At 71.8% G+C, this 12,429-nt stretch carries 9 protein-coding genes and 1 tRNA gene; 5 read left to right on the top strand and 5 right to left on the bottom strand.

Annotation, left to right across the window (positions count from 1 at the left end; all coding sequences use genetic code 11):
• Positions 1-1,592: iron uptake transporter permease EfeU (efeU, locus tag FFS51_RS02760; RefSeq protein ID WP_137877432.1), on the bottom strand; the 1,592-nt coding region annotated here is incomplete at its 3' end.
• A gap of 227 nt (positions 1,593-1,819) precedes the next feature.
• On the opposite strand from efeU, the gene FFS51_RS02755 reads away from it, so the two are divergent.
• From FFS51_RS02755 to FFS51_RS02745, 3 genes are read left to right on the top strand one after another with little or no spacing between them, the layout of a single operon-like run.
• Positions 1,820-2,410 carry a hypothetical protein gene (locus FFS51_RS02755; RefSeq protein WP_137877431.1) on the top strand — a complete coding sequence of 197 codons (591 nt, stop codon included), beginning with the start codon at positions 1,820-1,822 and terminating at the stop codon, positions 2,408-2,410.
• Between the two features lie 8 nt (positions 2,411-2,418).
• Positions 2,419-6,339, top strand: coding sequence for a Pls/PosA family non-ribosomal peptide synthetase (locus FFS51_RS02750; RefSeq protein WP_137877430.1), 3,921 nt, complete (start codon positions 2,419-2,421; stop codon positions 6,337-6,339).
• Positions 6,336-7,691 carry a M1 family metallopeptidase gene (locus FFS51_RS02745; protein WP_137877429.1) on the top strand — a complete coding sequence of 452 codons (1,356 nt, stop codon included), beginning with the start codon at positions 6,336-6,338 and terminating at the stop codon, positions 7,689-7,691. Before FFS51_RS02750 ends, FFS51_RS02745 begins: the two co-directional genes overlap by 4 nt.
• On the opposite strand, the gene FFS51_RS02740 is transcribed toward FFS51_RS02745, so the two are convergent.
• The 3 genes from FFS51_RS02740 to FFS51_RS02730 form a co-directional block, all read right to left on the bottom strand.
• Positions 7,651-8,277 carry a 4'-phosphopantetheinyl transferase family protein gene (locus tag FFS51_RS02740; RefSeq protein ID WP_137877428.1) on the bottom strand — a complete coding sequence of 209 codons (627 nt, stop codon included), beginning with the start codon at positions 8,275-8,277 and terminating at the stop codon, positions 7,651-7,653. The genes FFS51_RS02745 and FFS51_RS02740 overlap by 41 nt on opposite strands.
• The gene (locus FFS51_RS02735; RefSeq protein WP_056207212.1) at positions 8,252-8,479 is read right to left on the bottom strand and encodes a three-helix bundle dimerization domain-containing protein; all 228 of its coding nucleotides are present in this window, start codon (positions 8,477-8,479) and stop codon (positions 8,252-8,254) included. The genes FFS51_RS02740 and FFS51_RS02735 overlap by 26 nt, the downstream gene beginning before the upstream one ends.
• 127 nt (positions 8,480-8,606) lie before the next feature.
• A tRNA-Met gene (locus tag FFS51_RS02730) sits at positions 8,607-8,683 on the bottom strand.
• 109 nt (positions 8,684-8,792) lie between these two features.
• Here FFS51_RS02730 and FFS51_RS02725 point away from each other — a divergent pair.
• On the top strand, positions 8,793-9,605 hold the full coding sequence (locus FFS51_RS02725) for a carbon-nitrogen hydrolase family protein (protein WP_045245701.1): 813 nt from the start codon (positions 8,793-8,795) through the stop codon (positions 9,603-9,605).
• 39 nt (positions 9,606-9,644) lie between these two features.
• Here the strand turns inward: FFS51_RS02725 and FFS51_RS02720 are convergent, their stop codons facing one another.
• Positions 9,645-10,847 carry a pyridoxal phosphate-dependent aminotransferase gene (locus FFS51_RS02720; protein WP_137877427.1) on the bottom strand — a complete coding sequence of 401 codons (1,203 nt, stop codon included), beginning with the start codon at positions 10,845-10,847 and terminating at the stop codon, positions 9,645-9,647.
• Between the two features lie 106 nt (positions 10,848-10,953).
• Here FFS51_RS02720 and FFS51_RS02715 point away from each other — a divergent pair, with 106 nt between their 5' ends.
• Complete coding sequence (locus FFS51_RS02715; RefSeq protein WP_137877426.1) at positions 10,954-12,420, top strand: S1C family serine protease; 1,467 nt, start codon at positions 10,954-10,956, stop codon at positions 12,418-12,420.
• Positions 12,421-12,429: the final 9 nt, after the last annotated feature.

Raw genomic sequence — 12,429 nt, 5'->3', positions numbered from 1 at the left:
ATGCTGATCGCCGGGGTGGGCGGTTCGGGCGGGGGAGAGGTCGGTGCGGGGTGCGAGCCCCGCGGGGCGCGGGCGCGGTGGCGCAGGGCGCTGATCACCAGCACGGCGGCGGCGATCACGAGTGCGCCGGGAACCTCGGCGCCCCAGAGCACCCGCTCTCCCTCACCCTGCTCGACGGCTGTGGCCGCCGCGCTCGCCACGCTCTGGGCGTCGGGGGCGGTCACCGCGTCGATCGCTGCGGTGTCGGTCACGCTCACGGTACGGGCGTTCTGCAGCCCACCGCCGGTGAGGGTCACGGTGAGGGTGGAATGCGCGCTCGCGTCGAGCAGCCCCGCCCCGGTGAGCCACACCTCGTCGACCTCGGTGCGGTTCCACTGCGCGGTGAAGGGGCCGGGGTTCTGCGCAGCGCTGATCCCGACGGGCACGCGGCCGCCGGCGAGCGTGATCAGGGCGTCGAGGCTGATCGTCGACGGCGCACCGTCGGGGCTCGTCGTCGCCGTCTGCTGCCAATGCTGCGTGGTGACGCCCAGGTGAGTGTCGGATGCCGCGGTCGAGGCGTCGAGCGGCAGATCGGCGGTCGCGCCCGAGGCGTAGGTGAACGCCGCACTGCGCGCGGCGCCGGAATCGGCGATCACGACCGAGCCGGCGGGAGCCTGGGAAGCCTGGTCGACGAGCGCGAGAGAGGAGACCTGCGGCGACGGGATGAGCCAGGCCGTGAGCGCGACGGCGGCGGCGAGCACGAGGCATCCGGTCGCGAGCACCCAGCGCAGGCGCTGCGCCCCGGCGGCGCTCGGGCGCGCGCGACGCGGCCAGAAGAGGTAGCAGAGCGCCGGAACGAGGTAGGAGACCCAGGCGACGACCTCGATGAGACGCGGATCGGCGGGGATTCCGAGCACGCCGGTCAGCAGCGCGGCCTGGATGCTGCCCGGCTGCACGATCGCGCTGAGGTCGATCGTGCGCTGCTGGCCCGCGTTGAGCCAGCCGGCCTCGTGCGCGGTCCGCAGGCAGGTGACGACGAGGCCCGCCGCGACGAGCACCAGGAACACGCTCGTCAGGCGGAAGAAGCGGCCGAGATCGATGCGCACCCCGCCGGCGAAGATGCCCCAGCCGAGCAGTGCGGCGAGCGCGATGCCGACGACGGCGCCGAGCGCGGCGAGACCGGCCGACTGGGCGGCGGAGAACGTGGCGAGCAGGAAGACGCTCGTCTCGAAGCCCTCCTTGAGCACCGCGAGGAACGCCATGACGGCGAGAGCGGTCGCGCCACCGCGGCCGAGGGCGTGCTGTGCCTCGGACTCGAGCTCTGCCCGCATCCCCCGGGCGTGTGTGTTCATCCAGACGATCATGAGCGTCACGAAGACCACGGCGACGGCCCCGATGATCGTTTCGAGACCCTCCTGCGCGGCCTGGGGGAGGGCGACCTCGATGAGGCTGAGCGTGACGCCGATGATCAGCGAGAGCATCACGGCCGCGCCGACGCCGAGCCACATCGGCACGAGGCTGCGGCCGTTGCGGCGCAGGAACGCGGCGATGATGCCGACGATCAGGGCCGCTTCGAGGCCTTCACGCAGACCGATGACCAGGGTGGCGAGCATGCCGGACGCACTCGCTTTCGCGACGAGGTGATGAAGTCCTTATGAGCTAAGGCTTACCTAACATAGGACGACCTTCCCTCCGGCGTCCACTTGAGCGGGCCGTGCATAACCAAACCCCAGGTTGTGACGCCGAGCATCCCGCTGTTCGTCTGCCGTTCTTGTTGCTGCGCTACCCTGCTCCCGCGCAGCGGCACCCTGTCATCGCCCTGCCGAGAGTCGAGGTCGAGATGTCCGAGAAGAAGAAGGCGACGAAGGCTGCGGTGGCAGCCCTGGATGCCGCGGCGCACGCGGCGAAGGACGCGAAGGCGCTCAGTCGGGAGCTGCCGAAGAAGCAGGCGAAGAAGCTCGGAGCGCTCGCCGCCGACGCCAAGGATCTCGCGAACACCTCGAAGAAGAAGATCGCGCGCAGCCCGAAGAAGATCGAGAAGAAGGCGTCGGCGACGCTCGCCCAACTCGAGAAGGCGACCGCCAAGGTCACCCGGAAGATCACGGCGGCGGCCAAGAAGGACGCGGTCGAGGCGCCCGTGACGGCGAAGCCCTCCGCGACGGTGACGCCGGTACCGAAGGCGAAGACCGCATCGAAGGCGAAGCCCCCGTCGAAGGCGAAGCCCGAACCGAAGGCGAGGCCCGCGTCGGACGTGAAGCCCGAGCCCGCACCCGTGCCGACGGCCCCCGTCACGGCGAAGCCCGCCGCGGCGCCCGCCGTCGACCTCGCTGCCCTCACAGTGGTGCAGCTGCGCGAGCGTGCCCGCGCGGCGGGGAAGACCGGATACTCACGCCTCGCCAAGGCGCAGCTGATCGCGTTGCTGTCCTCCTGACCTCCGCGATGCAGATCTACCTCGATCGGGGGGCCGAGGCCGCTCCGCCGCGCACGCTCATCGACGTGCTGCGACAGACCGCTGCGCGGTACCCCGCGGCATCCGCTCTCGACGACGGTCGGGGCGCGCTCAGCTATGCCGAACTGCTCGCCGAGGTGTGGCGGTTCGCGGCCCGCCTGCACGCGGCCGGCGTGCGTCGCGGCGACCGGGTCGGCATTCGCATGCCGTCGGGAGGACGGGCCCTGTACATCGCGATCCTCGGCACGCTGGCGGCCGGGGCGGCGTACGTCCCCGTGGACGCCGACGACCCGCAGGAGCGCGCCGATCTGGTGTTCGGTGAGGCGGGTGTCGCCGGAGTGGTCACCGCCGGCGGCCGGTTCGTGCCGCACGGCGACGGTTCAGAGTCCGCGGTGCAGGTGGAGCTGTTGGCGGGTGAGGCGCCCCATCCGAACACGAGCGCCGTACCGATCGTCGAGCCGCCCACGGTCGACGACGACGCGTGGATCATCTTCACCTCGGGGTCCACCGGCACGCCCAAAGGCGTGGCTGTCACGCACCGCTCCGCTGCCGCGTTCGTCGATGCCGAGGCGCGGCGCTTCCTCGCCGACGCCCCGCTCGCGCCGGGTGACCGCGTGCTCGCGGGCCTGTCCGTCGCCTTCGACGCGTCGTGCGAGGAGATGTGGCTCGCGTGGCGGCACGGCGCCTGCCTCGTGCCTGCGCCGCGAGCGCTGGTGCGTTCGGGCGAGGACCTCGGTCCGTGGCTCGTTGGCCACGGCATCACGGTGGTCTCGACGGTGCCGACCCTGGCGGCGCTCTGGCCGCCGGACGCGGTCGAGAACGTACGCCTGTTGATCTTCGGCGGCGAGGCCTGCCCGCCCGAGCTCGCCGCGCGGCTCGTCTCGCCCGATCGTGAGCTGTGGAACACATACGGTCCCACCGAGGCGACGGTCGTGGCGTGCGCCGCCCCGCTCGACGGGTCCGTTCCGGTGCGCATCGGCCTTCCGCTCGACGGCTGGGAGCTCGCGGTCGTCGACGCGCAGGGCGACCGCGTCGCGGACGGTGAGGTGGGCGAGCTCATCATCGGCGGCGTCGGCCTCGCCCGCTATCTCGACCCCGACAAGGACGCCGAGAAGTATGCGCCGATGCCCTCGCTGGGGTGGGAGCGCGCCTACCGCTCCGGCGATCTCGTGCGCGCCGATCCCGAGGGACTCGTCTTCCAGGGCCGCGCCGACGACCAGGTGAAGATCGGCGGCCGTCGCATCGAGCTCGGCGAGGTGGAGGCGGCGCTGCAGGCGCTGTCGGCCGTCACAGCGGCGACCGTGGTCGTGCAGCACTCCGACGACGGGCTCGCGCTGCTCGTGGGCTACGTCGTACCCACCGACGACTTCGATCGCGCCGTGGCGCGCGCCGAGCTCGCGCACTCGCTGCCGGCGCCCCTCATCCCGCTCCTCGCGGTCGTGCCGGACCTGCCGGTGCGCACCTCCGGCAAGGTCGACAAGGCGGCCCTGCCGTGGCCATTGACGGATGCCGCCGACACCGGCTCCTCCCTGTCCGGCACCGCCGGCTGGCTCGCCGATCAGTGGGCGGCGGTGCTCGGCATCCGTCCGTCCGATGACGACGCCGACTTCTTCCAGCTCGGCGGCGGATCCCTCGCCGCGGCGCAGCTGGTTTCTCGCATCCGTGCGCGGGCAGCGGAGTTCACGATGGCGGATGTCTACGACCTCCCGCGCCTGCGCCAGATGGCCGCGGCGATCGAGGGTCATGACGACGAGGCGCCGACCACCTTCAGCTCGCCCCGCCCTACGCCGCGGGCGATGCAGTGGCTGCAGACGCTCGCCGGAGCGCCCCTGTTCATCCTCAGCGGGCTGCGCTGGCTGACGTGGCTGATCACGGCGGGCTGGCTGCTGCGGCTGGGGCCGGGGTTCACGTGGCTGCCGGACACCCCGGGGATCGTCGTGCTGCTCGCGCTTTTGCTCTTCGCGACGCCGTTCGGGCGCATGGCCATCGCCGCCGCCTTCGCCCGCGTGCTGCTGTGGCGGTTGCGGCCCGGCGACTACGCGCGCGGCGGCGCGGTGCATCTGCGCCTGTGGCTCGCGGAGCAGGTGCACGCGCAGATCGACCCGATCGGCATGGCGGGGGCGCCGTGGGTGAGCTACTACGCCCGCGCCCTCGGTGCGCGCATCGGCCGCGGCGTCGACCTGCACACGATGCCGCCGGTCACCGGCATGCTCGACATCGCCGAGGGTGCCGCTGTCGAACCCGAGGTCGACCTCTCGGGGTACTGGATCGACGGCGACACCGTGCGCATCGGCGGCATCCGCATCGGTGCGGGGGCGACGGTGGGGGCGCGGAGCACCCTCGCGCCCGGCACGAAGATCGGCCGTCGTGCCGAGATCGCGCCCGGCTCCGCGGTGTTCGGGCGCGTTCGCGCCGCGCAGCGGTGGGCGGGTTCGCCGGCTGCTCGTGTCGGTGCCGCCCACCCGGGAGCGACCGAGCGGCCCCCCGCTCCGACGCGCTGGCTGTGGGCCTACGCGGCGTCCTCGACCGTGCTCGGTCTGCTGCCGATCGCCGCGTTCGCGCTCGGCGGGCTGGTGCTCGCGCAGGGCGTGCGGGATGCGGCATCCGTCGCAGATGCAGTGCCAGGGGCGTTGGCCTGGCTGATCCCCGCCGTGCTCGTGACAGGTCTCGCGTACGCCGCCGCAGTGGTGGTGCTCGTCCGACTGCTCGCGATCGGGCTGCGCGAGGGCGAGCACCCGGTACGCAGCCGCATCGCCTGGCAGGCGTGGACGACCGAGCGCCTGCTCGACTCCTCCCGCACGGTGCTGTTCCCGCTCTACTCGAGCCTGTTCACCCCCGTGTGGCTGCGACTGCTCGGCGCCCGGGTCGGGCACGACGTCGAGGCATCCACCGTGCTGCTGATCCCCTCGCTGACGACTGTCGACGACGGGGCGTTCCTCGCCGACGACACCATGGTCGCCACCTACGAGCTGAGTGCCGGGATGATGCGGCTCGCTCCGGTGCGCATCGGCAAGCGCGCCTTCCTCGGCAACTCCGGCCTCGCCGCCGCCGGGCACCGTGTGCCGAAGGACGGCCTGGTCGCCGTGCTCTCGGTCGCACCGCCGAAAGCCAAGCCTGGATCGTCCTGGCTCGGATCGCCGGCCGTGCGCCTGCGTCGCATCGTGAACGACGGCGACCTCGAGCGCACCTACCGGCCGCGGCCGGGACTGCGCGTGGCGCGCACGTTGTGGGAGCTGTGCCGAATCGTGCCGGTGTTCGTGACCTGCGGGCTCGGCCTCGGCGTGCTTCTCACCCTGGCGGCGATCTCCCACGCCTGGGGCGGGGTCGCGGCAGTGCTGTTGTCGGGGGTCGTGCTGCTCGTCGCAGGCGCGGTCGCCGCGCTCATCACGACGGCGGCGAAATGGGCGTTCGTCGGTCGCATCCACCCCGGGGAGCATCCGCTCTGGTCGAGCTTCATCTGGCGCACCGAGGTGGCGGACACCTTCACCGAGATGCTCGCGGCGCCCTGGTTCGCCAACAGCGCGGCCGGCACGCCGGCCCTCGCGATGTGGCTGCGCACCCTCGGCGCGAAGGTCGGCCGCGGCGTGTGGACCGACAGCTACTGGCTGCCCGAACCCGATCTCGTGACCCTCGGAGACGGGGCGACGGTGAACCGCGGATGTGTGGTTCAGACGCATCTGTTCCATGATCGAGTGATGAGCATCGACACCGTCACGATCGAACCCGGGGGCACGCTCGGCCCGCACAGCGTGATCCTGCCGGCCGCCACGATCGGCGCGGATGCGACCGTCGGTCCCGCCTCCCTCGTGATGCGCGGAGAGGCCGTGCCGGTCGGCTCGCGGTGGAGCGGCAATCCGATCGGCCCCTGGCGGGCGGTCAAGGTGCGCGCCTACCAGAGCGAGCGGGTATGACGGTCGACCCGTACACCCCGCAGAGCGGCGACGCGGCGATCGCCGTCGAGCACTACGATCTGCGGCTCGACTACCGCGTCTCAACCAACCGCCTGCAGGGCACCGTCGTGCTCGACGGGCGTGCGCTCGCCGCCACCCGCACGGTGAGTCTCGACGTCGTCGGCCTGCGGGTCGGCAAGGTGCGGGTGGACGGTGACCGCAAGGCGACGTTCCGCCAGAGCGACCGCAAGCTGCGCATCACGCTGTCGGCAGAGCTCGCCTCGGGTGATGCGTTCCGCCTCGAGGTCGCGTACTCCGGCTCGCCGCACCCGCGTCGTACCCGGTGGGGGGCGCTCGGGTGGGAGGAGCTCACCGACGGCGCGATCGTCGCCTCACAACCGACCGGCGCGCCGACGTGGTTCCCGTGCAACGACGTCGCCCGTGATCGCGCCACGTACGCCATCGAGGTGACGACGGAGGCCGACTACACGGTGTCGGCCGGTCCCGCGCTTCGCAGGTCGACCCGGGGTGGGCGAACCACCTGGTCCTTCGCGCACCCCGAGCCGACGTCGACGTACCTCGTCGCGCTGCAGATCGGCCGCTACGTCATCGAACGGGTCGCGACCGCACCGCCGGTCGATCTTGTCTATCCGCGCGCCCTCGAGGCTCGCGTGCACGCAGACCTGGCCGATGTGCCGCGCATGATGGCGGTCTTCGAGGAGGCGTTCGGTCCCTATCCGCACCCCGCCTACACCGTCGTGGTCACCGCCGACGACCTGGAGATCCCGCTCGAGGCGCAGGGGATGGGCGTGTTCGGCGCCAACCACATCGACGGCGCGGGAAGCCTCGAGCGCCTCGTCGCCCACGAGCTCGCCCACCAGTGGTTCGGCAACAGCGTGGGCGTATCGCTCTGGCGGCACATCTGGCTCAATGAGGGCTTCGCCTGCTACGCCGAATGGCTCTGGTCGGAACGGTCGGGTGGGGCATCCGCTCATCAGAAGGCCCTCGCCCATCACGCGCGGCTCGCGTCGCTGCCCCAGGATCTGCTGCTCGCCGACCCGGGACCCGACGACATGTTCGACGACCGTGTCTACAAGCGCGGCGCGCTGACCCTGCAGGCGCTGCGGCTCACGCTCGGCGACGGGCCGTTCTTCATGCTGCTGCGCGAGTGGATGTCGCGGCACCGCGGGCGCAGCGTCGGCGCCGACGATTTCGTGGCGCTGGCCGAGGAGATCGCCGGCCCCGAGGTGGGCACACTGCTGCACGCGTGGCTGTTCGAGACCACGCTGCCGGAACTTCCCGCGGGTGGCGCACCGGGGGAGCCGGCGCCGCTCACGGCTCCGCTGTCGACGACGCCACGATCGCCACGCTGACGGCGAGGCCGTCGATCCCGTGCCACGTCGCGACGTGCACGGGCTCTGTGCGGCCCGGCACCGTGACAGCGACGGCGCCCGGCAGCGCGGAGGGCACCGCGTCGCCGACGACCACGTCTCCCACGGGCACGCGGATGCCGCGGCCATCGGCTTTCAGCGCGGCTTCGATCTGCGTCCACCCGACGGTCGTCGGCGGGGGAGCGGGAGCGAACAGGGGCGCAAGGTCGGCGAGGGGGGAAGCGGCATCCGCCCCCTCGTTCTCGGCGTCGACCCCGATCTCATCGGCGATGTCGTGCGGGGCTGCGGCGGCCACCACCAGATCCCCGGCGTAGGTGACGCCCACGGCGATGTCGCCGGCGGTGACGCGGGGGCGGCCGTGCGCACCCCCGCAGCGTGCGCAGACGGAGACGATGTCGACGGATGCCGCGGCTCCCAGCTCGCGCGCGAGCTCGCGCATCAGGCGGCGACCCGTGTCATGACGGTGCTCCGGCGGGGAGGCGCTCCACGCGAGGAGCACGTCGCCGAGCGCCGAGCGCCCGACGGGTGTCCCCACGACGGGGTCAAGCCGGGATACGCCGATCGGCACGTGCCTCCTCGTCGCGCAGCAGACCCTTGGCCTGGCGCTCGACCAGCACGGGCACGAAGTCGCGCACACGCGCCGTGCTCATGCCGTCGTAGGCCGCCGCGACGACGCTGGCCACGTGGCGAGGGTCGAGGTGGGGATACCGGGTCGACAGTCGTTCGGTGATCTGCGCGACGCTCGCCCGTTCGTCGATCTCGTTCGTCATGATGCACCTTCCCGAGAGGTCCGACGGGGTCAGCCTACGAGAGCGCGCGCGTCCACGGAAGATCCGGCGAGAACGCGAAGAGGCCGCTCCCGGAATTCTCCGGAAACGGCCTCTGCGGCATTCGCCGTGGTTGCGGGGACAGGATTTGAACCTGCGACCTCTGGGTTATGAGCCCAGCGAGCTACCGAGCTGCTCCACCCCGCGGCACAAGGAATGAGCCTAGCACGCTCCCGGAAGGCCGTCGAATCCGGGCCGGTCACCCGGGCGCGTCGCCGCGGTTGGCGCGGCGACGCCGACGCGGGAGGATGGGCGGGTGACCTCTCCTGCGCTGACCGTCGCCGTCGCCCAGTTCACACCCACCGAGGTGCCCGCGGCCAACCGTGACGCGGTCGCAGCGCTCGTCGCGCGGGCCGCGGCATCCCGTGCCCGTCTCGTGGTGTTCCCCGAGTACGCGAGCTATTTCGTCGACCCGTTCGATGAGCGCCTCGCCGCCCACGCGGAACCCCTCGACGGCCCGTTCGTCACCCACCTGCAGGCCCTCGCGCAGCAGCACGACGTGGTCGTCGTCGCGGGACTCGTCGAGTCGGCGCCTGTCTCCGGCAAGGTGCGCAACACCGTCGTGGCGGTCGCCGCCGACGGCGTGCGCGCGGTCTATCGCAAGCAGCACCTCTACGACGCGTTCGGGCAGCGTGAGTCTGACTGGATCGAGCCCGGTGCGCTCGACGCTCCCCAGACCCTCGACGTCGACGGCGTGCGCGTCGGGCTCATCACCTGCTACGACCTGCGGTTCCCCGAGTCGACCCGCGTCGTCGTCGACGCCGGCGCCGATCTCGTGCTCGTTCCCGCCGAGTGGGTGCGCGGTCCGTTGAAGGAAGACCAGTGGATGACGCTGCTGCGCGCCCGCGCGATCGAGAACACGGTGTTCGTTGCCGCTGCCGACCACACCCCGCCGATCGGCGTGGGGCACTCGGCGATCATCGACCCGACCGGAGTCGTGCGCGCGTCGATCGGCACGACCACCGGGCTCGCGCTCGCGGACGTCTCGCTCGACGACGTCGAGCGGGTTCGTCGCGTGAACCCCGCCCTGCAGCTGCGTCGATACACGGTCGTGCCGCGCGAGATCTGACGGGATCGAGCTCGGCCCGCCGGCTTCGGTGCGACCGGATCAGCGCAGCGCGGCGAGGCGGGCCGCGGCATCCGCGAGCACCTCGGTGCGTTTGCAGGCCGCGAAGCGCACCAGGGTGGCGTACTCGGCTCGCGCCGCGTCGCTGACGAACGCCGTCAGGGGGATCGGGACGACGCCCGCGCGCGCCGGAAGCTCGCGGCAGAACGCCGCCGCATCGGTCGCGCCCAGGGGAGCGGCATCCGCCACGACGAAGTACGAGCCTCGAGAGGGGGCGACGTCGAAGCCGGCTGTCCGCAGGCCGTCCTGCAGCAGGTCGCGCTTGTGCTCGAGGGTCGTCGCGATGCCGGTGAAGAAGCTGTCGGGCAGCCGCAGCGCGGTCGCGACGGCGGGCTGGAACGGCGCGCCGTTCACGTAGGTGAGGAACTGCTTGACCGCCAGCACGGCGTCGACCAGCGCGGCCGGCCCGGTGACCCAGCCGATCTTCCACCCGGTCACCGAGAACGTCTTCGCGGCCGACGAGATCGTCAGCGTGCGCTCCCACGCGCCCGGGAGGGTCGCGAGGGGGCGGTGACGGTGACCGTCGAAGGTGAGGTGTTCGTACACCTCGTCGCCGACGATGATCGCGTCGTGCTCGATCGCGAGGCGCACCAGCTCGGCACGCACCTCGTCGTCGAAGACGGCGCCCGTGGGGTTGTGCGGGTCGTTCACGAGGATGACTCGGGTGCGGTCTGTCACCGCATCGCGCAGCCGGTCGAGGTCGGGTCGGAAATCGGGCCAGGCGAGGGGGACCGTCACGAGACGGGCTCCCGCGAGGGCCACGCAGGCCGCATAGGAGTCGTAGTACGGCTCGAAGACGACCACCTCGTCATCGGAGGAGTCGATCAGCGCCAGCAGCGTCGACGACAGCGCCTCGGTGGCGCCCGCGGTGATCAGCACGTGACGGTCGGAGTCGAGGTCCAGGCCGTAGAAGCGACGCTGATGCTCGGCCACGGCGAGCCGCAGATCGGGGATGCCGCGCCCCGGCGGGTACTGATTGACACCGTTCGCGATCGCCGCCCGGGCGGCCTCGAGGATCTCGGCCGGTCCGTCTTCGTCCGGGAAGCCCTGACCGAGGTTGATCGCGCCGGTCTGCTGGGCCAGCGCCGACATCTCGGCGAAGATCGTCGGAATCGGAACCCCGTCATCGGTCAGCAGGCCCGCACCGCGGGCGGCTCGACGCCAAGCGCCGGGAATGTCGTGCACCCGCCACACGCTACTGGAGGGGAGCGCATAGGACCGTTTCACGTCTGTCATAGAAAACGCACAGAGTCGCTGTGCAGGGTGGTCCCAGAGCACAGAAGGAGCAGTCATGAGCGACACCGAGGGCACCCGCCCCGAGCAGTCCGACGCCGAGGCGGCAGCCGCGGCACCGATTCCCCCCACCCCGAGCCCTGCGCCGGAGCCGGCCGTCGACACCGCCGCCGCACGGCCCCCGCTTCCTGAGATCTCCGCGGCCGAGGCCGCCTCGGCGACGGCGCCGACCGTTCCGGTCGCCCCGGCGACGGGTGAGTCGTTCGGCCCGGCCGCGACCGGCCCGACCGCTCCCCTCTGGGGCACCCCCGCTGCTCCTGCGCCGAAGAAGAAGTCCGGCGCGACGCGCGCGGTCGGTCTCCTCGTCGCCGCGGCGATCGTCGGCGGTGCCGCCGGCCTCGGCGGTGCGGCTGCCGGCATGACGCTGTGGAGCCCGAAGGGCACGACGTCCGCGGCATCCGGCCCGACGACGGTCACCGTGAACGACACCAGCTCCGTCAACCAGACCACGGCAGTCGCCGCGAAGGTGGTGCCGAGCGTCGTCACGATCAGTGCCGAGTCGGGCCAGTCCGCCGGAACCGGTTCGGGTGTCATCCTGACCGCCGACGGGTACGTCGTGACCAACACCCACGTCGTCACCCTCGACGGCGCAACTGCCAACGCCACGCTCAAGGTCACCACCTCCGACGGTCACATCTACGACGCGACCGTCGTCGGCACCGACCCGACCTACGATCTGGCCGTCATCAAGCTGACGGGCGCCTCGGGGCTGACCCCGATCACCTTCGGCGACTCGTCGAAGCTCAACGTCGGCGACCAGACGATCGCCGTCGGCGCGCCCCTCGGCCTGTCGAACACCGTGACCAACGGCATCGTCAGCGCTCTGAACCGTTCGATCGAGATCGCGTCGTCTGCTCCCAGCAGCTCCGGCAGCTCGGGGGGCGACACGCAGCAGGGCCAGCAGTCGCCGTTCCAGTTCGACTTCGGACAGGGCCAGACGCAGACCTCCACGACCTCGACGATCAAGATCTCGGTGATCCAGACGGATGCCGCCATCAACCCTGGCAACTCCGGTGGTGCGCTGGTCGACTCCTCAGGTCAGCTGATCGGCATCAACGTCGCGATCGCGGGCACCGGCTCGTCGACGTCGGGGACCCAGTCGGGCAACATCGGCGTCGGCTTCTCGATTCCGTCGGACATCGTCAAGCGCATCACCAACGAGCTGATCCAGAACGGCAAGGCCACGCACGGTCTGCTCGGTGCGTCGGTGCAGGACTCGGCGAACGTCACCGGCGCGACGATCTCCGGCGCCTATGTCGCCGACGTCACCTCGGGCGGCCCGGCCGCCGCCGCGGGTCTGCAGAAGGGCGACATCATCACCGAGTTCAACGGCCAGCCCGTGACCGGTGCCGTCGACCTGACCGCCGAGGTGCGTGCTCTTGCTGCGGGCGCGAAGGCCTCGCTGACCTATGTGCGCGACGGCGCATCGCACACGGTCGACGTCACGCTCGGCTCGCTCAGCTGACGAACGGAT

The sequence above is a fragment of the Microbacterium sp. 4NA327F11 genome, assembly GCF_005503465.1.
Classification (GTDB): domain Bacteria; phylum Actinomycetota; class Actinomycetes; order Actinomycetales; family Microbacteriaceae; genus Microbacterium; species Microbacterium ginsengisoli.
Note: the sequence above shows the minus strand (reverse complement) of the source record. Positions and strands in the feature narration are given on the sequence as shown.